General features: G+C 65.2%; 22 protein-coding genes. 17 read left to right on the top strand and 5 right to left on the bottom strand.

Features of this window, described 5'->3' with window-relative positions; genetic code table 11:
• Window positions 1-93 precede the first annotated feature (93 nt).
• Window positions 94-666 (top strand): DUF6708 domain-containing protein, encoded by a 573-nt coding sequence (locus KW836_RS27820; RefSeq protein ID WP_255595141.1) that lies wholly within the window; start codon window positions 94-96, stop codon window positions 664-666.
• 170 nt (window positions 667-836) lie between these two features.
• Here KW836_RS27820 and KW836_RS06270 read toward each other — a convergent pair whose 3' ends face one another.
• Window positions 837-1,391, bottom strand: a complete 555-nt coding sequence (locus KW836_RS06270) for a hypothetical protein (RefSeq protein ID WP_175184837.1) — start codon at window positions 1,389-1,391, stop codon at window positions 837-839.
• Complete coding sequence (locus KW836_RS06265; RefSeq protein ID WP_105240897.1) at window positions 1,388-2,323, bottom strand: LysR family transcriptional regulator; 936 nt, start codon at window positions 2,321-2,323, stop codon at window positions 1,388-1,390. The genes KW836_RS06270 and KW836_RS06265 overlap by 4 nt, the downstream gene beginning before the upstream one ends.
• 184 nt (window positions 2,324-2,507) lie before the next feature.
• On the opposite strand from KW836_RS06265, the gene gtdA reads away from it, so the two are divergent.
• The 14 genes from gtdA to KW836_RS06195 all read left to right on the top strand — a co-directional run bounded on the left by gtdA (window position 2,508) and on the right by KW836_RS06195 (window position 16,318).
• The gene (gtdA, locus tag KW836_RS06260) at window positions 2,508-3,575 is read left to right on the top strand and encodes a gentisate 1,2-dioxygenase (protein WP_175122225.1); all 1,068 of its coding nucleotides are present in this window, start codon (window positions 2,508-2,510) and stop codon (window positions 3,573-3,575) included.
• Between the two features lie 64 nt (window positions 3,576-3,639).
• Window positions 3,640-4,338 (top strand): fumarylacetoacetate hydrolase family protein, encoded by a 699-nt coding sequence (locus KW836_RS06255; RefSeq protein WP_218342722.1) that lies wholly within the window; start codon window positions 3,640-3,642, stop codon window positions 4,336-4,338.
• A gap of 2 nt (window positions 4,339-4,340) precedes the next feature.
• Window positions 4,341-5,600: a flavin-dependent oxidoreductase gene (locus KW836_RS06250; RefSeq protein WP_218342721.1), complete on the top strand. Its 1,260-nt coding sequence runs from the start codon at window positions 4,341-4,343 to the stop codon at window positions 5,598-5,600.
• 94 nt (window positions 5,601-5,694) lie between these two features.
• The gene (locus KW836_RS06245) at window positions 5,695-6,660 is read left to right on the top strand and encodes a tripartite tricarboxylate transporter substrate binding protein (RefSeq protein WP_218342720.1); all 966 of its coding nucleotides are present in this window, start codon (window positions 5,695-5,697) and stop codon (window positions 6,658-6,660) included.
• 83 nt (window positions 6,661-6,743) lie between these two features.
• Window positions 6,744-7,382 carry a maleylacetoacetate isomerase gene (gene maiA, locus KW836_RS06240; protein WP_218342719.1) on the top strand — a complete coding sequence of 213 codons (639 nt, stop codon included), beginning with the start codon at window positions 6,744-6,746 and terminating at the stop codon, window positions 7,380-7,382.
• Window positions 7,379-7,759, top strand: coding sequence for a chorismate mutase (locus KW836_RS06235; protein WP_218342718.1), 381 nt, complete (start codon window positions 7,379-7,381; stop codon window positions 7,757-7,759). The genes maiA and KW836_RS06235 overlap by 4 nt, the downstream gene beginning before the upstream one ends.
• Window positions 7,752-8,765 carry a tripartite tricarboxylate transporter substrate binding protein gene (locus KW836_RS06230; protein WP_218342717.1) on the top strand — a complete coding sequence of 338 codons (1,014 nt, stop codon included), beginning with the start codon at window positions 7,752-7,754 and terminating at the stop codon, window positions 8,763-8,765. Before KW836_RS06235 ends, KW836_RS06230 begins: the two co-directional genes overlap by 8 nt.
• Before the next feature lie 89 nt (window positions 8,766-8,854).
• On the top strand, window positions 8,855-10,207 hold the full coding sequence (locus KW836_RS06225) for an FAD-dependent oxidoreductase (protein ID WP_218342716.1): 1,353 nt from the start codon (window positions 8,855-8,857) through the stop codon (window positions 10,205-10,207).
• 16 nt (window positions 10,208-10,223) lie between these two features.
• Window positions 10,224-11,447: a 3-hydroxybenzoate 6-monooxygenase gene (locus KW836_RS06220; protein ID WP_175139569.1), complete on the top strand. Its 1,224-nt coding sequence runs from the start codon at window positions 10,224-10,226 to the stop codon at window positions 11,445-11,447.
• A 136-nt stretch (window positions 11,448-11,583) separates the two neighbouring features.
• A complete protein-coding gene (locus KW836_RS06215; RefSeq protein ID WP_218342715.1) occupies window positions 11,584-12,762 on the top strand; it encodes an ABC transporter substrate-binding protein in 1,179 nt (392 codons plus the stop codon).
• 79 nt (window positions 12,763-12,841) lie between these two features.
• Window positions 12,842-13,756 (top strand): branched-chain amino acid ABC transporter permease, encoded by a 915-nt coding sequence (locus KW836_RS06210; protein WP_218342714.1) that lies wholly within the window; start codon window positions 12,842-12,844, stop codon window positions 13,754-13,756.
• Between the two features lie 161 nt (window positions 13,757-13,917).
• Window positions 13,918-14,880: a branched-chain amino acid ABC transporter permease gene (locus KW836_RS06205; protein ID WP_218343277.1), complete on the top strand. Its 963-nt coding sequence runs from the start codon at window positions 13,918-13,920 to the stop codon at window positions 14,878-14,880.
• A complete protein-coding gene (locus KW836_RS06200; RefSeq protein ID WP_218342713.1) occupies window positions 14,877-15,626 on the top strand; it encodes an ABC transporter ATP-binding protein in 750 nt (249 codons plus the stop codon). Before KW836_RS06205 ends, KW836_RS06200 begins: the two co-directional genes overlap by 4 nt.
• Window positions 15,626-16,318: an ABC transporter ATP-binding protein gene (locus KW836_RS06195; protein ID WP_175122214.1), complete on the top strand. Its 693-nt coding sequence runs from the start codon at window positions 15,626-15,628 to the stop codon at window positions 16,316-16,318. The genes KW836_RS06200 and KW836_RS06195 overlap by 1 nt, the downstream gene beginning before the upstream one ends.
• A gap of 10 nt (window positions 16,319-16,328) precedes the next feature.
• Here the strand turns inward: KW836_RS06195 and KW836_RS06190 are convergent, their stop codons facing one another.
• On the bottom strand, window positions 16,329-16,691 hold the full coding sequence (locus KW836_RS06190; protein WP_175122213.1) for a glyoxalase superfamily protein: 363 nt from the start codon (window positions 16,689-16,691) through the stop codon (window positions 16,329-16,331).
• Between the two features lie 52 nt (window positions 16,692-16,743).
• On the opposite strand from KW836_RS06190, the gene KW836_RS06185 reads away from it, so the two are divergent.
• Window positions 16,744-17,103, top strand: a complete 360-nt coding sequence (locus KW836_RS06185; protein WP_175184848.1) for a hypothetical protein — start codon at window positions 16,744-16,746, stop codon at window positions 17,101-17,103.
• Between the two features lie 43 nt (window positions 17,104-17,146).
• On the opposite strand, the gene KW836_RS06180 is transcribed toward KW836_RS06185, so the two are convergent.
• On the bottom strand, window positions 17,147-18,100 hold the full coding sequence (locus KW836_RS06180) for an AraC family transcriptional regulator (protein WP_218342712.1): 954 nt from the start codon (window positions 18,098-18,100) through the stop codon (window positions 17,147-17,149).
• A gap of 143 nt (window positions 18,101-18,243) precedes the next feature.
• Between KW836_RS06180 and KW836_RS06175 the strand changes: the two genes are divergently transcribed.
• The gene (locus tag KW836_RS06175; RefSeq protein WP_218342711.1) at window positions 18,244-20,445 is read left to right on the top strand and encodes a TonB-dependent siderophore receptor; all 2,202 of its coding nucleotides are present in this window, start codon (window positions 18,244-18,246) and stop codon (window positions 20,443-20,445) included.
• 25 nt (window positions 20,446-20,470) lie between these two features.
• Here KW836_RS06175 and KW836_RS06170 read toward each other — a convergent pair whose 3' ends face one another.
• Entirely contained in the window at window positions 20,471-21,232 is a 762-nt protein-coding gene (locus KW836_RS06170) for an IclR family transcriptional regulator (protein WP_175139560.1), read from the bottom strand.
• Window positions 21,233-21,271: the final 39 nt, after the last annotated feature.

Genomic DNA, 21,271 nt, shown 5'->3' with positions numbered 1-21,271 from the left:
CCTAATCATATCTGCGAGACTTATTTAGAGGTTTCACGCCCACCACACCTTGCGCGGGGACTGGTCTTATATCTGACCATTTCAGTATCTGCAATGCTGATTCTGCTAGGCCTGTTCTTCATACCCGATTCAGAAACGGATGCAGTCTACAACTTTGCTGGAATTGCTCTGGATTTTGTTGTGGTATGGCTTGTGGCGTTTGGAATTCGTGTTGATACCGCGCCTCCACGCGATATGCCGCTACGCTTCAATCGCGCTCGCCGGCGAATCTACGCTTACAACTTCCAGTTTCGTTGGTGGAACCCTTTAGGCCGTTGGCACGTTGTGCCGGTGTCCTACGATTGGCCCCAAGTGCGCGCAGAGCGGTGGATGAAGCGAGCGTTCACCGCGCAAGGCTCGCTAATAATCAAATGGGGGGTTGTCTTATCCATCGTCGAGCCAGGCACGAACAACGTCATTGACCGTTTTCCGTTGAGCACAATGGGTGCCGACGAGTTCACGTGGGCGTACATCTGCACGTATATGCAGCAGGGTCCCTCGGCGCTCCCTCCGCCGGGTCCACCGCGTGACCATAACGACGTGCCTTGGTACAACATCGCACTGCGCCTAGCGCCCGCAGTGAAGTGGCCTACTGCAATGGACCTCGAATCGAGGACCGCGTCATGACTTCAAGGCCGATAGCACAACAACAAAGGCACATTCAGCGCAATCATCATCTGACTGCGATGGGTCAGGGGAATGGAAAGCCACGCTACGTGTGGCGTTAAACAACTGTTATTGGCCCAAGAGGGATTCGTGAGGGAGCCTTCAAGCACTACACAGACGGCACGTGATCGCTATCCCCTTCGAGCCAAACACCGCAGCGCCACCCGATACCCCACAAACACATAAAACCCCGAAGAGTTCATCACCAGCCATGCGCCCAATCCGCCAAGCACCGCAACCACCGGCCCCACGGCCCTGACGTCGCCCTGAGTCCAGGCGATCCCGCCGAAGCTACCCACCACAATCAACCCGATACAGACCCGCTTCAACAGCACCACGCCCTGCACCCGTCCCGCCATCATCAGCACCATCCCGATCGCTAGCGCGAGCGCGGTTCCCGCGCACACCGCCACCAGCGCGAACGCTGCCATTGCCGGTCCCACGAAACGCAGCAGCAGGCTCAACAGTTCAATCCCGACGCCCAGTCCGCCCGCCATCACCAGCACGGACAGCACCAGCGGCGACCACGTTCCTGGCGGCGCGCGGCCCTCTTCCGCTTCCATTTCCGCGACGAAGCGATGCATCGACGCCGCCGTCCCCGGGTCCTTGCCCGCGTTCAGCGCCGCTTCCAGCCGCTGGCACTGTTCGATCAGGGCATTCAGGCCGGAGGCGGGCGCGGGAGTCATAGCCGGGTCACTCCTGGCGCGTGCTCGGCGACCGTATTTCTCAGCGCCGCCATGGCCTCTTCAACGGCAACCGGCCGGAACGCATCCTCGCGCCAATACATCGCCACCGAGCCGAATCCGGACAGCCTTACGGGGATGATGCGCATCGCCCGCATCTGCGAAAACCGCAGCGCGGCACGGTGCGAGGCGACGCCGATCATGTCGCTGTTGTTGATGAGGGTCAGGTTGACCGTCACCGAGTTCGACTCGATATGGTCCGGCGGTGGCGCCTGGCCTGCTGCGGCGAGCGCGGCGTCCACCGCGTTGCGGATGGGCGTGCCTTTGGGCCACAGAATCCAGCGATAGGACAGCAGATCCTGCCAGCTTGGCTGCTCCACCGCGAACAGCGGATGGCGGGGCCGCGCCACGAGATGGATGGGCTCCAGGTAAAGCGCCTCGAAGCGGATCGCCGGATCGTGATGCTCGGGCGCCGAACGTCCCACGACAATGTCTAGATCTCCTTGTGCCAGTTGCGCCAGCAGGCGATCCGTCGTGCCCTCCACCAGCTTGACGCGCGCCTGCGGCATGCGCTCGAGCAGCTTCATCACGGCCAACGGCACCGTGTCGGACGCGGACGCGCCCGATGCGCCGATCACGACGCGCCCACCGCCGCCCTCGCGCAGCGCCGCCATGTCGGCACTGGCGCGATCCAGTTGTGATTCCACGCGCTGCGCGTGTGCGATCAGCACGTCGCCATGCGGCGTGGGGCGCAGTCCGCGCGCGTGGCGCTCGAAGAGCGGCAGTCCGATGTCGTCTTCCAGATCCTTCAGCCACTTCGAAAGACCCGGCTGCGTCGTATTGAGCATGGCGGCCGAGTGGCTGATGTTGCGGGTCTGGGCCAGGCTGAGCAGCATCTTCAGATTGCGCAGCCGCAGGCGGTGGGTCCAGTCCATGCAGGCCCTCTTGGTGGGAGGTTTGTCTCGTATGTATATGGTTATTGGTATGGATAATAAGATAATTTCATTTCAAACTGCATAGCTCCTGCTCGCATAATCGTCTCCATACCAGGACCAGCTGCGAACCCACGCGGCGGCCGCCCGTAGAAGCCGGCAATAGCCGGACATACAGGAGACAACCATGCACGACGGTCATTCCACCGGCGCGGACAGCGCTGCCTCGGACCGCGCCCTTTACTACGCGCGCATCGCCAAGAAACACATGGCGCCCCTGTGGGAGTCGCTGCACAACCTGGTGCCCCGCCAGCCCGCGCCGCGCTGCGTGCCAGCGCTGTGGAAATATGACGATGTGCGCGACGACGTCATGGCGTCCGGATCGCTGATCACGGCTGAAGAAGCGGTGCGCCGGGTGCTGATTCTGGAAAACCCTGGTCTGCCGGGCCAGGCCAGCATCACGCAAAGCCTGTATGCAGGACTGCAACTGATCCTGCCCGGCGAGATCGCACCAAGCCACCGTCACACGCAATCGGCCCTGCGCTTCATCGTGGAAGGGCGCGGCGCCTACACCGCGGTCAACGGCGAACGCACCACCATGCACCCGGGCGACTTCATCATCACGCCATCATGGACCTGGCATGACCACGGCAACGCGGAAACCGTCGAAGGCGGCGAGCCCGTGGTCTGGCTGGATGGCCTGGACATTCCGCTGCTGCGCTTTCTGGACGCGGGCTTTGCAGAGAACTATCCGTCCGCCACCCAGCCCGTTACGCGGCCCGAAGGCGACAGCATGGCCCGCTTTGGCCACAACATGGCGCCCGTGCGTCACCAGGTTTCGAGCGGCACCTCACCCATCTTCAACTACCCGTACGAACGCAGCCGCGAAGCGCTGGATGCGCTCTACCGTCACGGTGAACTCGACCCGTGGGACGGCGTCAAGCTGCGCTACCTGAATCCCGCCACGGGTGGCTACCCCATGCCCACGATGGCCACGTTCATGCAGTTCCTGCCCGCGGGCTTTCAGGGCAAGACCACGCGCACGACCGACTCCACGGTCTACAGCGTCGTCGAGGGCCGCGGCACCGCGCGCATCGGCGACCAGGAATTCCATTTCGGACCGCGCGATGTTTTCGTCGCGCCGTCCTGGATGCCTGTGCAGCTTGCCGCGCTGGAAGACGCCACGCTCTTCAGCTATTCCGACCGCCCGGTGCAGGACGCGCTGGGCCTGTGGCGCGAAGAACGCGTCGCCTGACCGGCGCGTGCCGATCACCCACCTCGCGCGCCTGACTCTCCATCCCGTCTTCAAAGGATGCTCCATGTCGTTTGTGTTTGCCCCCGCCTCCCCCGTCGCCGTGCCCATCGCCGGTAGCCAGGACAGCTTTCCTGTACGCCGCGTTTATTGCGTTGGCCGCAATTACGCTGCCCATGCACGCGAAATGGGCTTTGACCCCGACCGCGAACCGCCGTTCTTCTTCTGCAAGCCCGCCGACGCCGTCGTGCCCGTTGCCGAAGGCAGCACGCTTTCACTACCCTACCCGCCCGAAACGGCCAACCTGCATTACGAGATCGAACTCGTCGCGGCTATCGGCAAGGGCGGCGCCAACATTTCCGTCGTCGAGGCCCTGCAGCACATCTATGGCTACGCCGTCGGCCTGGACATGACGCGCCGCGACCTGCAGATGAAAATGCGCGAGGCCGGCCGCCCGTGGGAACTGGGCAAGGCTTTTGACCAGAGCGCGCCCATCGGCCCGCTGCATCCCGCGCAATCGGTAAAGGACATCGAGAACGCCGGCATCTGGCTGCAGGTCAATGGCGCGGACAAGCAGCGCAGCGACATCGGCAAGCTGATCTGGTCCATTGCCGAAACCATCGCGTACCTCTCCAAGTACTTCCGTCTTGAAGCCGGCGACCTCATCTACACCGGCACGCCCGAAGGCGTGGGACCCGTGGTGCGGGGCGACCGGATGGTCGGCGGCGTCGACGGCCTGGGCACGCTCAGCGTGCAGATGGTGTGACGATGCGCACCGACACCGATGTCATCATCGTCGGCGCGGGCGTCGGCGGCCTGGTGCTGGCGCTGAGCCTGCATCAGGCAGGCATTTCCTGCCGCGTTTTCGAAGCCGTGCGAGAGATCAAGCCGCTGGGCGTGGGCATCAATCTGCTGCCGCACGCCACCCGCGAACTGGATGAATTGGGCCTTTTGCCCGCGTTGGACGCCATTGCCGTGCGCACGCGTGAGTCCGTGTTCTACACGCGGCACGGCCAGTTCATCTATGGCGAACCGGCGGGCACCGACGCCGGTTACGACTGGCCCCAGTACTCCATCCACCGCGGCGACCTGCAAATGGCGTTGCTGGATGCCGTGCGCGAACGTCTGGGCCAGGACAGCGTCGTGGTGAACGCGCGCTGCACGGGCGTGACGCAGGACGCCGACAGCGTCACGGCCAGCTTTCAAGACAACGACGGCAATGCGCTGCCGTCCATGCGCGGCCGCATTGCCGTCGGCTGCGACGGCATTCACTCGGTATTGCGCAAGCAGCTCTATCCGCAGGAAGGCGCGCCGCGCTACTCCGGCGTGAACATGTGGCGTGGCACGACGCGCTGCAAACCCTTTCTGTCGGGCGCGAGCATGGTGCGCGCCGGCTGGCTGTCCACCGGCAAGATGGTGATCTACCCGATTCGCGACAACATCGACGCGGACGGCAACCAGCTCGTGAACTGGGTCGCCGAGATCGAAGCCGAGCAACCTGCCGTGCGCGACTGGAACCGCAGCGGCAGGCTCGAGGACTTCTTTCCGGCCTTTGCCGACTGGCACTTCGACTGGCTCGACGTGGCCAAGCTGATTCAGGACGCAGACTCGATTCTGGAGTACCCCATGGTCGACCAGGATCCGCTGCCCACGTGGACGCAGGGCCGCATGACGTTGCTGGGCGACGCGGCCCACCCGATGGTGCCGCGCGGCTCGAACGGCGCGGGCCAGGCCGTGGTGGACGCCCGCTACCTGACCGGCCAGTTCAAGCGCCTGGGCCTGACGCCCGATGCCTTGCAGCAGTACGACCGCGCCCGAGTCGAAGCCACGACGCGCGTCGTGCTGACCAATCGCAGCAACCCGCCGGACGCGATCCTGCGTGAAGTCCACGTGCGTTCGGCGGACAAGCCTTATACGCGGATCGAGGACGTCATCAGCCGCGAGGAATTGGAAGGTATTTCCCGGCGCTACAAGCAGGTGGCGGGCTTCGACCCGGTTGCCCTGAAGGAGCGCGCGCCTTACGTGTAGCAGTAGCCGGACCTCAGTGCCCCGGCGAGCGGGTCCCAAGACCCGCCGCCCTTCAAAGCCGGCGCATGACCGGCGACAAACAAGGAGACAACCCATGTTGAAGTTGCTACGTGTTCTGGCTGCCGCGGCGCTGTCCTTTGCGGCCGCGGCGAGCCACGCCGCCTGGCCCGACCGCCCCATCACGCTGGTGGTGCCCTTCACACCCGGCACCGGCATCGACCTGATTGCCCGCCAGTTGGCGGCCAGCTTGCCGCAGACGCTGGGCCAACCCGTCGTCGTCGAGAACCTGGCCGGCGCCAGCGGCAATATCGGCAGCGAAAAGGTCGCGCGCGCCACCCCCGATGGCTACACATTCCTGGTCACGGTCAACACGTTCGTCATGAACAGCAGCCTCTACAAGGGCAAGCTGCGCTTTGATCCGCAACAGGACTTTGCGCCGGTCGGCCTGACCTCTTGGGGCTCGCTGCTGCTGGTCACGCATCCGACCAATCCCGCCAACACCGTCGCCGACGTGGTGCAGGCGGCCAAGGCCGCGCCGGGCAAGCTGAGCTACGGCACCCCCGGCGTGGGCACGCCCCATCACCTTTCGATGGCGCTGTTTCTGGACCGCACCGGCGCCAGCATGCTGCACGTGCCGTACAAGGGCACGGCGGGCGCCGTCACCGACATGCTCGGCGGACGGCTCGACTACATGTTCCTGCCCGTTCACGTGGCGCTGCCGCAGGTGAAGGGCGGCAAACTCAAGGTGATCGCCACCGGCAGCCCGAAGCGCCTGCCGCAACTGCCGGACGTGCCCACGCTGACGGAAGCCGGACTGCAGGGGGCCGACGTGGACATGTGGTACGGGGTCCTGGCGTCCAAAGGCACGCCGCCTGCCATCGTCGACCGCATGAACCAGGCGATCAACGCCATCTTGCAGACGCCCGCGACCGCCACGGCATTCGATGCGCAGGGCATGGTGCCGGCCACGTCAACGCCTGCCGATTTTGGATCCCTCATCGCCCGTGACGCCAAGCGCTGGGACGACGTCGTCGCCCGAACCGGCATCACGGCCGAATGAGTGTTTCCGGCACCAAAGTTCCTGCCCTGAACGTCCCTGAAAGATCCGCCCAAGGTCAACCGTCCTCACGAAACGCCCCATCCATGCAACTGCACAACTTCTTCAACAGTTCGACCTCCTACCGCGTGCGCATCGCGCTTGCCCTAAAAGGTCTGTCCTACGAATACCTGCCCGTGAACCTGCGCAAGCAGGAGCAGCGAGCACCAGACTATGTGGCGCGCAATCCGTCGGCCGGCGTGCCGCTTCTGATCGACGGCGATGTGCAGCTTTCGCAGTCGCTCGCCATCATCGACTACCTGGAGGCCACGCATCCCGAGCCGCGGCTGATTCCGGCCGACGCGCTGGCGCGCGCGCGCGTGCTGGAGCTGTCCCACGCCATCTCGTGCGACATCCATCCGGTCAACAACATGCGCATCCTTCGCTATCTGCAGGAAGTGCTGGGCGCGACGGACGCCCAGAAGAACGCCTGGTATCACCACTGGATCCGCGAAGGCCTGACGGCAGTGGAAGCGCTGCTGGCGCGTCACGGACACGGCGCGTACTGCTTTGGTGACGCGCCCACGCTGGCGGACTGCTGCCTGGTGCCGCAGGTGGCCAACGCGCAGCGCATGGGCTGCGACCTGTCCGCCTATCCGAGCATCCTGCGCATCGTCGAACACTGCAATGCGCAACCCGCCTTCCAGCAGGCCGCGCCTGCACAGCAACCGGACTACACCCAGTGAGCAAAGAACCCGACACCCACGGCGCGCCGCTGCGCGAGTACACCGATCCGGCCTATCGCCCGCTGTGCGCCAATCTGGCCGACGTGCGCGCCAATATCGACCGGCTGGACGACGAAATCGTGCGGCTGATCGCCGAACGCGCGATGTACGTGAAGGACGCCGCGCGATTCAAACGCGACGCCTTTCAAGTGAGCGCGCCCGCGCGTCAAGCCCAGGTATTTGAAAAGGCCCGGGCGCTCGCCCAGCGCCACAACCAGGGCTTCTCCAACCTGGAGCAGGTAGTGGACGCCACCTATCGCGCGATGGTCGCCGCCTTCATCGCCAATGAACAGACCTACTTCGACACCATGAAGGACGTGGGAGACACGCATGCTTGAAGCTTCGACCTTGCTGCCTAGCCGCGCAGTGGCGCGACGCATTGCGGCACTAAGCCTTGCCGTGCTGGCGCCGCTGGCCGCCACCGCCACCGCCACCGCCGCAGATGCCTGGCCCACGCAGCCGCTCAAGGCAGTGGTGCCGTTCGGTCCAGGCTCAAGTCCGGACCAGGTGGCCCGCATCGTCACCGAAAAGGCGGGCGCAATCCTCGGCCAGACCATCGTTGTGGAAAACAAGCCGGGCGCCAGCGGCAACATCGGCACATTCGCCATCGCCAACGCCAAGCCCGACGGCTACACCTTCGGCGTGTCGATCACCGGCCCGCTGGTGAACAACACGCTGCTGTTCGACAAGCTGCCCTACGCGCCCGCCACGGACCTGGCGCCGCTGACGCTGGCGGTGCATCAGCCCAACGTGCTGGTCGTCCCGGCCTCCGCCGGCATCGGCAACATTGGACAGCTGCTGGACGCGCTGAAGAAGAATCCTGACAAGTACAACTTCCCGTCGCCGGGCGCGGGCACGGTGTCGCATCTGGCGGTCGAACTGCTGCTGCAGCAGATCGGCGCGCGCGCCACGCACGTGCCCTACCCGTCCTCGCCGGCGGCGCTGACGTCGCTGCTGTCGGGCGACACCCAGTTTGCCGCGCTGCCGCCCATTGCGGTGATGCCGATGGTGAAGGATGGCCGGTTGAAGGCGCTGGCGGTGACGTCGTCCAAGCGGTCCGCGCTGCTGCCCGACATTCCGACGCTGGCGGAAGTGGGGGTGCAAGGGATCGAGGGCTCGGCGTGGATCGGCTTTGTGGTGTCGTCCAAGGCGCCGGCCGATGTACAGAAGAAACTGTCCGACGCACTGATCCAGGCGATTCACGATCCCGAGGTCGCCAAGCGGCTGCAGGCGCAGTTCATGGATCCGGTGGGCGATACGCCCGCGCAATTCCGCGGCTACATGGATGACGAATTGAAGCGCTGGGAGCCCCTGATCAAGAAGCTGGGGATCAAGGGCCAATAACTGTGCCCATAAGCGGACCAAGAAGTGGGCCAAGAAGTGGGCTAAGAAGGACGGCGCACGCCGGCTGCAATGAACGCAAGGAGAGTCAGATGGTCATCACCGAACCCGCCCGTCAGGTGCCGCTGTATGGCGAGTACGAGGTCGTCGTCCTGGGCGGCGGCCCCGCCGGGGTGCTGGCGGCCGCCAGCGCCGCGCGCAACGGCGCGAGCGTGCTGCTGGTGGAGCGCTACGGCTTCCTGGGCGGCATGGGCACCGCCGCGGGCGTGTCCAACTTCTGCGGATTGCACGCGAACATCCACGGCGACATCCGGCAGGTGGTGCACGGCATGACCGACGACCTTCTGGACCGCATGCGCGCGATGGACGGGCTGAACGATCCGCACCTGATCCTGGGCAAGATCCACGCGCAGGCCTACGACATCTCGGCCTTCAAGTGCGCGGCGGACGGTCTGGTGCAGGACAGCGGCGCGCAGGTGCTGTTTCATGCGCTGGCCACGGGCCTGACGCGTGACGACGCGGGCCGCGTGGACGCGCTGTTCCTAGAAACCAAGTCCGGCCGCTGCGCCGTTCGCGCGAAGATCTTCATTGATTGTTCGGGCGACGCCGACATTGCGCACTGGGGCGGTCTGCCGTTTGAGAAAGGCGACGCCCACGGTCACATGCTTTACCCCACGCTGATGTTCAAGGTGGGAAATGTAGACGGCGCGCGTGCGCAAGAGGCCTGGAAAACCATCCCCGCGCTGATGGACGACGCCGCCGCCAGCGGTGAATTCACGTTTCCGCGCAAAGGCGCCATCGTGCGGCCGCAAAAGCACGATTACGAATGGCGCGTCAACGTCACGCAGCTTGCCAATGCGGACGGCAGCGCGGCGGACGGCACCGACGCGGATTCCCTGTCGGCAGGCGAGCTTGAAGGCCGCCGGCAGATCATGAACTATCTGGCGTTCCTGCGCGCCAAGGTGCCCGGGTTCGAGCAGGCCTATGTGCTGGACATCGCGCCGCAGTTGGGCATCCGCGAAACGCGCCGCATCGTCGGCGAGGCCGTGCTGACGCAGGAGCACGTGCTGGGCTGCGCGGATTTTCCGGACAGCATCGGCGTGAACGGCTGGCCGTTGGAAATGCACACGGCGGGTGACGTGAAGTGGGTGTGGCCGCCCATCCCCGAATCGCGCGGCTACAACCAGCTGCCGTTTCGCATGATGGTGCCGCGGCGCGGACCGGGCGTGGCCAGCAACGTGCTGGTGGCTGGCCGCGGCGCGTCGATGACGCATGAGGGGCAGTCGGCGGCGCGCGTCAGCGGCAGCTGCTTCGTCATGGGCGAAGCCGCCGGCACCGCATCCGCGATGGCGCTGCGCGACGGCATTGCGCCCGGCGACGTTTCCATTTCCGCGCTGCAGGCGCAATTGAAGCAACAGGGCGCCTTCCTGGGCGGCCACGACTGAACCGCGAGATTCCGACATGACTACGAACCAGGCGGCAAACCCGAAGACGCAAACCGTGATCGTCGTGGGCGGCGGCATTGGCGGGCTGGCGGCTGCGCTGGCGCTGACGCGGCAGGGCATTGCCGTGCAACTGCTGGAGCAGGCCGCGCACATCGGCGAGATCGGCGCCGGCATTCAGCTTGGCCCCAATGCCTTCGCGGCGCTGGATGCCCTGGGCGTGGGCCGCACGGCGCGCGAGCGCGCGGTCTTCACCGACCACATCATCATGATGGATGCAGTGGACGCCAGGGAGGTCGTGCGCATCGACACCGGCGAAGCGTTCCGAGCACGGTTTGGCGGCCCGTATGCGGTGATTCATCGCGCCGACATCCATCTGTCCATTCTGGAGGCCGTGCAGCAGGACCCGCTGATCCAGTTCCGCACGTCTACGCAGATCGCCAGCATGACGCAGGACGATCACGGCGTGGAAGTCGTGGACACGCATGGCAACCGCTACCGCGCTGACGCGTTGGTGGGCGCAGACGGCGTCAAGTCCGTGATCCGCGAGCGCATGGTGGGCGATCCGGCGCGCGTCACAGGTCACGTGGTCTACCGCGCGGTGGTCGAAGAGGAGAACATGCCCCGGGAGCTGCGCATCAACGCCCCGGTGCTGTGGGCCGGGCCGCATTGCCACCTGGTGCACTATCCGCTGCGCGGCGGGCAGCAATACAACCTGGTCGTCACCTTCCATAGCCGCGAGCAGGAAGAATGGGGCGTGCGGGAAGGCAGCAAGGACGAGGTGCTGTCGTACTTCCAGGGCATACACCCGACGCCGCATCAGATGCTGGACCGCCCGACGTCATGGAAGCGCTGGGCAACCGCCGATCGCGAGCCGGTGGAACAGTGGGGCGAGGGCCGCGTCACGATCCTGGGCGATGCAGCGCATCCCATGACGCAATACATGGCTCAGGGCGCCTGCATGGCGCTGGAAGACGCCGTGACGCTGGGCGAGGCCATCAGGCAGTGCGAGCACGACCTGCCCGCCGCCTTCCGGTTGTACGAATCGGTCCGCATCCCGCGCAGTGCGCGCGTGGTGTGGTCGACACGCGAAATGGGCAGGCTCTATCACGCGCGCGGCGTGGAGCGCACCGTGCGCAACATGCTGTGGACGGGGCGCAGCCAGGCCCAGTTCTATGACGCATTGCAGTGGCTGTATGGGTGGAAGGTGGAGAACTGCCTGGCGGGAAGCGCGCCGCAATAGACGGCGCGGCAATAAAGGACGCAGCAAAAGATGCAGAGAATGACGCAGCAATAGTTGCAGCAAAAGACACAGCAGGGAAAACGCCGCTTGCCAAAGAGCACGCGGCATACAAGCATCAGTACAAGAGGAGACAACCATGCACAAAAGCACCATCCGCGGCGCGGCCGCCGTCATGCTGTCATTGGCCTCGTACGCGGCCAGCGCCCAGCAGAAACCTGTGGATATCGGATTCATCGGCACGCTGTCCACGCCCGCCGGCTACATCGGCGAAGACGAGCGCGACGCCTTCATGCTGGCCGTCAAGGAAGGCGGCGGCAAGCTGGGCGGCGTGCCGGTCAACGTGCGCGTCGAGGACGACGCGCTAAAACCCGCCAACGCCAAACAGATTGCCGACAAGATGGTGCAAGGCGGCGTGCGGCTGTTCACCGGCATCAATTTCTCGAACGTCATGGCCGCCGTCGGGCCTACCGTGCTCAACGCTGGCGCCTTCTACGTCAGCCTGAACGCCGGCCCGTCCAACTTCGCCGGCAAGGCCTGCAACCCCAATTACTTCTCGGTGGCGTTCCAGAACGACTCGTACGCAGACACGGCCGGCATGGCGGCCAATGAGCTGGGCGCCAAGCGCGTGGTCATCATGGCCCCGAACTACCAGGCCGGCCGAGACGCCATCGCCGGCTTCAAGCGCACCTACAAAGGCGAGATCGCCGACGAGATCTACACCAAGCTCGAGCAGGCAGACTTCTCGGTGGAGCTGGCGCGCATCCGCTCGCTCAATCCCGACGCCATCTTCCAGTTCCATCCGGGCGGCGCGGGCATCAACCTGACCAAGCAGTTTGCCAACTCGGGCCTGGCGGACAAGATCAAGATGATCACGCCCATCTACTCGATGGACGACCGCATGCTGGCCGCCACCGGCACCGCGGGCAAGGGCTTCTACCTGAGCTCGCTGTGGAGCGCCGACCTGGACAACCCGCAGAGCAAGCATTTCGTCGAGGCCTTCACCAAGGCCTACAACCGCGCGCCTACCGCCTACGCGGCCCAGGCCTACGACACCGCCAATCTGATCGGCTCCGCCTTGAAAGCCGTGGACGGCGACATCACCGGCAAACCCGACGACTTCCGCAATGCGTTGCGGCGCGCGGACTTTCCCAGCGTGCGCGGCAAATTCAAGTTCGGGCCGAACCAGCATCCGATCCAGGACTGGTATCTGCTGCACATTGAAGCGGGTCCCGACGGCAAGCTGGTCTACAAGAACCTGAAGGTGCTTGCCCGCGACCACACGGACGTGCACGCCGCGGACTGCAAGATGCCATGACGCGGCACAAGGCACGCGGCGCCGGGCTCGCCGGCGCCGCGCGGCCTAGCCATTCAGGCTCTCCCGAGAAGGAGTCGCAATGCTGATGTTCCTGGAGCAGGTCCTGAACGGCCTGCAGTACAGCGCCTTGCTGTTTTTGTTGTCGGCGGGATTGACGCTGGTGTTCGGCATCATGAACGTCATCAACCTGACGCACGGTTCGTTCTACATGGTGGGCGCGTTCTGCGCGGCCAGCGCGGCGGCGTCCACGGGCTCGTTCGCGGCCGCCCTGCTGGCTGCGCTGGCCGGCGCGGCGCTGTACGGGCTGATCGTCGAACTGCTGGTCATCCGCCACCTGTACCGGCGCGATCACCTGGATCAGGTGCTAGCCACGCTGGGGCTCACGCTGTTCACCAATGAACTGGTGACCGTGCTGTTCGGCCGCAGCCCGCCCTTCATGGACATCCCGCCTTTTCTGTCGGGATCCGTCGCGCTGCTGCCCAGCCTGAACTATCCCATCATGCGGCTCGCCTTCATTGGTGCGGGCGCGCTGGTGGCGGTGGGCCTCTGGTTGCTGATCTCGCGCACGCGGGTCGGGATGCTGGTGCGCGCCGGCGCCGACGACGGCGAGATGGTCGACGCGCTGGGCGTGAACATCCAGCGCCTCTTCACTTTGATCTTCACGCTGGGCGCCCTGCTCTGCGGCTTTGCGGGCGTCATGGCCGCGCCTTTGCTGGCAGTGGAGATCGGCATGGGCGAGCGCATTCTCATCACCACCTTCGTCGTCATCGTGGTGGGCGGCGTCGGCTCCGTGCGCGGCGCGCTGGTGGGGTCGCTGATGATCGGCATGACCGATGCGCTGGGGCGCGCCTACATCCCCTTCTGGATGTCGCGCCTGCTGCCGCCCGAGCTCTCGGACTCCGCGAGCTCAAGCCTCGTGTCCGCCAGCATCTACATCCTGATGGCCATCGTGCTGCTGTTCAAGCCGCGCGGACTGGTGCCGGCCCAGCGCTAGGAAAGATATTCATGACCAGACCAACTTCAACGAATCCCGCTGCCGGGCCGCTATCTGACGCCGGCGGCGCGGGCGCATCGGTGTCCGACACCCGAGGCGGCGCCCCAAACCGTGACGGCGCGTCGAGGGTGTCAGACACCTCCTCGGCTGGCAGACCGCGCATCACCCGCAGCGTCGTCGTCAACGCGATCGGGCTGTTGCTCTTTGTGCTGGTGCCGGCCATCGCGCAGGCCACGGGCGAGAGCTTCCTCGTCAACCTCATGACGCGCTTTCTCATCTACGCCATCGCGGCCGTCAGCCTGGACCTGATCCTGGGCTACGGCGCCATGGTCAGCTTTGGCCACGCCGCATTCTTCGGGCTAGGCGGCTACGTCATCGGCATCGCTGCCTACCACGTCAACATGGGCGAGACGATCTTTGGCTGGAGCGGCAGCAATGCCGCGCTGGTCATGTGGCCGCTCGCCGTCGCGGTTGCCGCGCTGGCCGGGCTGGTTGTGGGCTTTCTGTCGCTGCGCACTTCCGGCGTGCAGTTCATCATGATCACGCTCGCCTTCGGGCAGATGCTGTATTTCATCCTCGTCGGACTGATGATCTACGGCGGCGACGACGGCCTGTCGATCGATGCGCGCAACACGCTGCCGGGGCTGAACGTGAACGATCCGGCTAGCTTCTACTACGTGTGCCTGGCGCTCATGACCCTTTGGATCATCGTGTGCCGGCGCATCGTCAATTCGCCCTTCGGCATGGCACTGCAGAGCATCAAGCAGAATCCGCGCCGCAGCATCGCCCTGGGCCTCGCGCCGCTGCGCTATCGCCTCACGGCGTTCGTGCTGTCGGCTGCCGGGACCGGGCTTGCCGGCGCGCTGTGGGCCAATTACGCGCTCTTTGTCAGCCCGGACATGTCCGCCTGGCAGAAGTCCGGCGAACTCATGGCCATGGTCATCCTGGGCGGTATGGGTTCGATCTTCGGCCCGGTGCTCGGCGTGGCCGTGTACCTCGGCCTGGAGCAGGTCGCCACCGGCTGGACGGAGCACTGGATGCTGATCCTGGGACCCGTGCTGGTGCTGGTGGTGCTCTTCGGCAAACGCGGCGTGTACGGCTGGCTCGTGGGAGGCAAGCAATGACCCACCCTAAACTGGAGATCCGCGGCCTGCAGAAATCCTTTGGCGCGGTACACGCCACGCAGGGCGTCGACCTCGCGGTCCGGCCCGGCGAGCTGCACGCCCTCATCGGCCCTAATGGCGCGGGCAAGACCACGCTGCTATCGCAGATCAGCGGTGAAATCCTGCCCGATGCCGGCAGCATCTGGCTCGACGGCGCCGACATCACGCGCATGCCCGCCTACCGGCGCCCCGCCGCGGGCCTGGCCCGTTCGTTTCAGATCAGCCAGCTCTACCCCGACTTCAGCGCCGAAGACAACGTCGCCATGGCCGTGCAGGCGCGCAGCCCGGGCGGTTTCAACCTGTGGCGCAATGCGCGGCGCATGGCCCGGCTGCGCGAACCGGCGCGCGATGCGCTCGAACGTGTCGGTCTGGCCGGACGCGCCGGCGTGCGCGTGTCCGCGCTGGCGCACGGTGAAAAGCGCCAGCTCGAAATTGCCATGGCGCTGTCGCTGGACGCCTCCGTGCTGTTGCTGGACGAACCGATGGCCGGCATGGGCGCCGAAGAATCGCAACGCATGACGGCGCTGCTCCAGACCTTGAAGGGCCGCTACGCCATCCTGCTGGTCGAACACGACATGGACGCCGTCTTCGCGCTGGCCGACCGCGTCACCGTGCTGGTCTACGGCAAGACCATTTTCACCGGCACGCCCGACGAGGTGCGCCGCCATCCCGACGTGCGCGCCGCCTATCTGGGCGAGGAGGACTGATGCTGCAAGTGAACCAACTGCAAGGCGGCTACGGCGCCAGCAAAGTGCTTTTTGGCGTCGACCTGGACATCGCGCCTCGGCAAGTTGTCTCGCTGATCGGCCGCAACGGCATGGGCAAGACCACGACCGTCAAGACGCTGATGGGCATGCTGCCCGCGCAGGGCGGCGCCATCCTGCTCGACGGCAAACCGATCACCGGCATGGCCCCGCACCGCATCGCGCAGCTAGGCATCGGTCTCGTCCCCGAAGGCCGCCGCGTGTTTGGATCGCTAACCGTCGAAGAAAACCTCGTCGCCACCGCCCGCAACACGCACGCAGGCTGGCACGTCGGCCGCGTCTTCGACCTGTTCCCGCGCCTGAAAGAACGCCGCACCCAATCCGCCCGCACGCTATCCGGCGGCGAACAGCAGATGCTGGCTGTCGGCCGCGCCCTGCTCATCAACCCGCGCCTGCTCATCCTGGACGAAGCCACCGAAGGCCTCGCGCCCCTGATCCGCCAGGAAATCTGGAACTGCCTGCGCCGCTTGAAGGAAGAAGGCCAGACCATTCTTGTGATCGACAAGAACCTGAAGGAAATGGCGACCCTGGTTGACCGCCACCACGTCCTGGAAAAAGGCCGCGTCGTCTGGCAAGGCAGCCCCGCCGAACTGGCCGCGCAGCCCGACCTGGCGCACCGCTATCTGGGGGTCTAGGCGCAGGCCGCTAGTCCTGTGACTCGCAAAAGCTGAGCCGATTGCCAAACGGATCGATCACCGCCATCACGCGCCCCCACGGCATCTCCTCGACGCCGGGCCGCATGTAGGCATACTGCCTGGCGCTGACCTCCGCGTGGAATTCATCCACGCCCTGCATCCGCACGAACACGGCCGACCCCGGAGTCGCGTCGCCATGATGCTCGGACAGATGCAGCACCAGATCCCCGCGATGCACCTGCGCATACAGCGGAAATCCCGCCTCGAAGCGGTGCTCCCAGTCCCAGGTGAACCCCAGGAAATCCAGATAGAAGTCGCGCGCCTTTTCCACGGAGAAAATGCGCAGGATTGGAATGGCGGCTTGAAGGTGCATGGCGGGGCCTTGGTAGTATGCGAAAAATCCAGCATAGAACAGAAGCCCACACATGCCCATCGCCACCCCAGACTCCTGGAAGCACCTGCCCGCGCCGGCGCAGCGTGAACCGCTGCATTTTCAGGGGCGTTTTACCGCCGACGAGTACGCCCGCTTGCAACAGGGCTTCGTGCCGAAGGAGATGGAAGACAAATGGTTCATCTACCTGCACGACGGCTGGCTGCGTTTGCATCGCAGTTGGACCGGCAACTGGATTTATGCACTGCGGCTTGAGCAGGACGGCGATGCGTGGACGGTGACCGATTCGTGGGTGAATCGTGATCCGGAGCAGTACCGGCTTACCGATGCGGAGTATGACCGGGATTCGCTGCAGAGGATGCTGCAGTGGCTGATCAAGGGGCCGGCGGTTTGATGCGCATCGATTGATCGACATGCCGCTGAGCATATTCAGCGCCTTACCAGGCGCGTGGCGATGCGCCGTATCGCGCCTTGAAAATCTTGCTGAAATGACTGAGGCTTGAGTAGCCCAAGTCGCCGGCCACCTGCGTGACGCTCATGCCGCTGCGCAGCAGGTCCGAGGCGCGAACCAGCCGCGCGTCGCTCAGATAGGCGTGCACCGAACGGCCGACGTTTTCGCGCATCAATTCCTGAAGCCGCCTTTCGGACAAGCCCACCATCCGCGCAACACGCCCCGGCGGCCACTGTTCCGAGCAGCGTTCCCGCAGCAGGCGGCAAGCTTGCTGCACCTGCTGGCGCTCCTCCGCGGCGGGTCCCTTCAGCACTTGCGGCACGGAAAGCAATTCCACAAAGGCAGCCAGCGTCTCGAGCGACTTGGCGCGGTACCAGATCCGGCGCGCCTCGGGCGCCGTCGGCGCGTTGCGGGAAATGTCGGTGGCCAACGTCAGCAGGCTGGCCGGCGCGTCCAGCATTGCGACCAACGATCCGTGGGTCGGCACGCTGACGTCGTGGCGAAACCGTTGGGTCAGCAGGGTGATGGGCGCCGAGTCGCCGGCCCGGGCGAGCGCATCAGGCGTGTATCGGATATCCAGCATCCGGACGCGCCGATTCGCGTAAAGGTGCGTGGTCCAACCCAACGGCTGTTCGTGGTTGAAGAGCAGCGCCGCGCCCCCGGTCACCTTCAGCGGTTTGCCGCCGTCCAACGCCAGCACGGCGTCGCCCTCCAGCCATACCTGCATGCCGAACACCGGCGCGCCCGGCGCGGGAATTGTCAGCGCCGCCGATGGGCAGCCGTCCAGCACCACCACACTGACGCCTTCCTCGACGCGCACCACGCACTGGATGACGTTTTCCCAGTCTTGCGTCGCGGGCACGGTGGGAAGTGTCCCTCGCCACCATTCGTGAGGCTTGGCGGGAGCGGTGTACGGGTCAAGCGAGAGCTCAGCGGACATGGGAAACAGGCGCAATTGCGCCGAGTGCAGCAAAACCGTCAATTGGCGCCGCGAAATCGTCAGACATCCGGCGGGCGTTCTGGAATCATGCCGTCGCACAAGAATGATTCTTGTTAATTATAAATTGATCAGGTGGTAACCCCGTGTCCTTCTCCGTCAAGCCGTTGCCGTTGGCATTGCTCGCCGCCTTTGCGGCGTCCGCGTCCGTCGGCGCGCAACCCGCTCCTTCGGCGGCCGCCGATGTCTCCACGTTGTCGCCGGTTGTGGTGCAGGGATCGAGCGATGCGTCGCCGACCTCCGGCGCCGACTTCGTCGCCACGCGCAGCCGGTCCGGCACCAAGTCGGACGCGGCCCTGATCGACACGCCCCAGACCATCAACGTCATCACCCGCAATGAAATGGACTGGCGCGGCGTCACCTCGCTGGCGCAGGCCGTCCGCTACACGCCGGGCATCTTCGCCCAGTACGGCGACAACGACGTGCGCTATGACTGGCTGACCATCCGCGGATTCACGCCGGCGCGCTATCTGGACGGCCTGCTTCTGCCCTTCGGCGCGCGGGGTTACGCGCAGCCGCGCATCGACACCTATGGCCTGGAACGGATAGAGATCCTGAAGGGACCGTCGTCCGGCCTTTACGGCCAGAGCGCCCCGGGCGGGTTGGTGAACATGACCAGCAAGCGTCCCACCGCCGAGCCGATCAATGAAGTCGTCCTGCAGGCGGGCAGCTTCAACCGGTACCAGGGCTCCTTCGACTTTTCCGGTCCGGCCGACGACGAAGGCAAATTTCTGTATCGCCTGACCGGCACCTTGCGCGATAGCGATACGCAGTACCAGCACGTCGACGATGAACGCCAGTTCATCGCGCCCAGCTTCACCTGGCGCCCGTCGTCCGACACCAGCCTGAATCTGAACGTGCAGTACCAGAAGATCACCAGTCACGGCGGCGGCGGCGCGCCCGTGTTGCCGGTCATCGGCACGCTGGAGAAAAGCAGCGCCGGCTACATTCCGCGCGACCGCTTCGTGGGCGAACCCGGCTACGACATCTTCACCAACGAGCAGACCATGGTGGGCTACACGCTGGACCACCGCCTGAACGACACCTGGAGCGTGCGGCAAAGCGCCCGCTACACCAACGTGGACACCAACACCCGTCGCGTGCAGATCGGCGCGATGGCGTCCGAGACCCAGGCGATCCGGTACGCGTGGGCCTTTCCCGAGACATCGCATGCGTTCCAGATCGACAATCAGGTGAACGCCAAATTCACGGCCGGCCCCACACGCCACGACCTCACCTTCGGCCTGGATTACCTGCGGGAAAAATCCCGCTACAACGAAAGCAGCCTGGGACTGATGCTGCCGCCGGCGTCGCCGCTGTTCGACGTGTTCAACCCCGACTACGGCACACCGGTGACGCGCCCGCCCACGGCCACCAAGATCAACATGACGCGCAGCCAGTTGGGCGTGTACGCGCAGGACCAGATCGAACTTGACCGGTTGTTGTTCACGCTGGTGGGCCGTTACGACTGGACCGAAGGCACCACCGATACCGGCGCGCGCGGCAGCGCCGGGCAATGGGCATGGACCTCGCGCGATGCCGACGCCAACCGCTTCACCGGCCGGCTCGGCGTCACGTATCGCTTTGACAACGGTCTGGCGCCCTATCTGAGCTATTCCACGTCCTTCCAGCCCGTCATCGGCGTGATGCGCGACGGCTCGGCGCTCAAGCCGACGACTGGTGAGCAGTACGAGGCCGGCATCAAGTTCCAGCCCAACGGCTACGCCAGCTTCGTGACGCTGTCGGCGTTCCAGATCAACCAGAACAACGTCAGCACGCCGGACCCGGTCAATACCAGCTTTGTCGTGCAGACCGGCCAGGTCCAGGTGCAGGGGCTGGAGCTGGAGGGCAAGGCCAGCTTCGACAACGGGTTGGATCTGACGATGTCGTATGCGCTGAGCGACAGCGAGATCACCAAGAGCAACAATCCCGCGCAGCGCGGCAATCAGCTCAACTTCGTGCCGCGCCATCAAGCGGCGCTGTGGGCAGACTACACGTTGCGCGACGGCCCGTTGCAAGGCGTGGGCCTGGGCGCCGGCGTGACGTACCGCGGCGGCTTCTATGGCGATCTGAACAACAACTACGCCATCCCGGCCGTGACATTGGTCGATGCCGCGATCCGCTACGACTTGGGCCGCGCCAGCCCCGCCCTTGCCGGCGCGCAGGTCGCGTTGAACGTGTCCAACCTGTTCGACAAGCGTTACGTGGCCAACTGCCTGGGCACGGCCGTGAGTTGCTATTGGGGCGCAGAACGCACGGTCATGGCGACGTTGCGCTATCGCTGGTAATTCCCGGCAACCCGGGCGGTCGGCCTCAATTGCGCTTGCTGATCGCCCTGGCTGCCCGGATCACCAGCGGCCCCAGTTCCTCCCGCGCACGCGCCAGCGACCAGCGCGGCTTCGGCACGGATATGTTGACCGCACCCAGCGGATCGCCGTTGTCGCCATAAATCACCGCCGCGACATTCAAATCCCCCGCAAAGAACTCTTCATCGGCATAGGCGTACTGATCCCGTCTTGCCTCGTCGATCAATGCGCGCAGCCGGTCGACGTCGGTGGTGGTGTGCGGCGTGTACTTCGCGCACGTCACGTTGCGCAACCTGAGATCGAGTTCATCCGGCGGCAGCAACGCCCATAGCGCGCGCCCCGACGCGGTCGCCACGCAGGGAATCTGCGTGCCCACCGGCAGGTACTCGGGAATGTGCCTGGCCGGCGCGACGCGCATGACGAACACCATGTTGTCGCCGTCGGGCACGGCCAGATTGACGATCTCGCCGCACTCCTGGTTGACCTGATGCAGCACCGCATGCGCATGCTGGAACAAGGGCTGCCGGTAGAGATAGCTGTAGCCCAGCCCCACGGCCTTGACCGTCATGCTGTAGCGCTTGGTGCGCGGATCCTTGAACAGGTAGCCGGTCTTTTCCAGCGTGTAGGCCACGCGCTGGGCCGAGCCGATGGTGATGCCGTTTTCGCGGGCCATCTCCTGAAGGCTCAAAGAGGCGTGCCCCCGGAAGGACTCGAGCACGGCGAGCCCTTTTTCCAGCGACTGGATCAACAAGGCGGAAGGTTCAGACATTCGGATTCGGTTTGGGTAGCAGGGACGGAGTTTGCCCGC

The organism is Achromobacter sp. ACM05 (assembly GCF_019218915.1).
GTDB lineage: Bacteria > Pseudomonadota > Gammaproteobacteria > Burkholderiales > Burkholderiaceae_B > Achromobacter > Achromobacter animicus.
This window is presented reverse-complemented; position numbering and strand designations above follow the sequence as displayed.

Excerpts from the sequence above, each read along its gene's own strand:
- KW836_RS06250 (WP_218342721.1), top strand. The coding sequence starts at position 4,341 with ATGCGCACCGACACCGATGTCATCATCGTCGGCGCGGGCGTCGGCGGC.
- KW836_RS06270 (WP_175184837.1), bottom strand. The coding sequence starts at position 1,391 with ATGACTCCCGCGCCCGCCTCCGGCCTGAATGCCCTGATCGAACAGTGC.
- KW836_RS06220 (WP_175139569.1), top strand. The coding sequence starts at position 10,224 with ATGACTACGAACCAGGCGGCAAACCCGAAGACGCAAACCGTGATCGTC.
- KW836_RS06180 (WP_218342712.1), bottom strand. The coding sequence starts at position 18,100 with ATGTCCGCTGAGCTCTCGCTTGACCCGTACACCGCTCCCGCCAAGCCT.
- KW836_RS06230 (WP_218342717.1), top strand. The coding sequence starts at position 7,752 with ATGCTTGAAGCTTCGACCTTGCTGCCTAGCCGCGCAGTGGCGCGACGC.
- KW836_RS27820 (WP_255595141.1), top strand. The coding sequence starts at position 94 with ATGCTGATTCTGCTAGGCCTGTTCTTCATACCCGATTCAGAAACGGAT.
- gtdA (WP_175122225.1), top strand. The coding sequence starts at position 2,508 with ATGCACGACGGTCATTCCACCGGCGCGGACAGCGCTGCCTCGGACCGC.
- KW836_RS06185 (WP_175184848.1), top strand. The coding sequence starts at position 16,744 with ATGCCCATCGCCACCCCAGACTCCTGGAAGCACCTGCCCGCGCCGGCG.
- KW836_RS06225 (WP_218342716.1), top strand. The coding sequence starts at position 8,855 with ATGGTCATCACCGAACCCGCCCGTCAGGTGCCGCTGTATGGCGAGTAC.
- KW836_RS06200 (WP_218342713.1), top strand. The coding sequence starts at position 14,877 with ATGACCCACCCTAAACTGGAGATCCGCGGCCTGCAGAAATCCTTTGGC.
- KW836_RS06265 (WP_105240897.1), bottom strand. The coding sequence starts at position 2,323 with ATGGACTGGACCCACCGCCTGCGGCTGCGCAATCTGAAGATGCTGCTC.
- KW836_RS06215 (WP_218342715.1), top strand. The coding sequence starts at position 11,584 with ATGCACAAAAGCACCATCCGCGGCGCGGCCGCCGTCATGCTGTCATTG.
- KW836_RS06245 (WP_218342720.1), top strand. The coding sequence starts at position 5,695 with ATGTTGAAGTTGCTACGTGTTCTGGCTGCCGCGGCGCTGTCCTTTGCG.
- KW836_RS06210 (WP_218342714.1), top strand. The coding sequence starts at position 12,842 with ATGCTGATGTTCCTGGAGCAGGTCCTGAACGGCCTGCAGTACAGCGCC.
- KW836_RS06195 (WP_175122214.1), top strand. The coding sequence starts at position 15,626 with ATGCTGCAAGTGAACCAACTGCAAGGCGGCTACGGCGCCAGCAAAGTG.
- KW836_RS06255 (WP_218342722.1), top strand. The coding sequence starts at position 3,640 with ATGTCGTTTGTGTTTGCCCCCGCCTCCCCCGTCGCCGTGCCCATCGCC.
- KW836_RS06170 (WP_175139560.1), bottom strand. The coding sequence starts at position 21,232 with ATGTCTGAACCTTCCGCCTTGTTGATCCAGTCGCTGGAAAAAGGGCTC.
- maiA (WP_218342719.1), top strand. The coding sequence starts at position 6,744 with ATGCAACTGCACAACTTCTTCAACAGTTCGACCTCCTACCGCGTGCGC.
- KW836_RS06190 (WP_175122213.1), bottom strand. The coding sequence starts at position 16,691 with ATGCACCTTCAAGCCGCCATTCCAATCCTGCGCATTTTCTCCGTGGAA.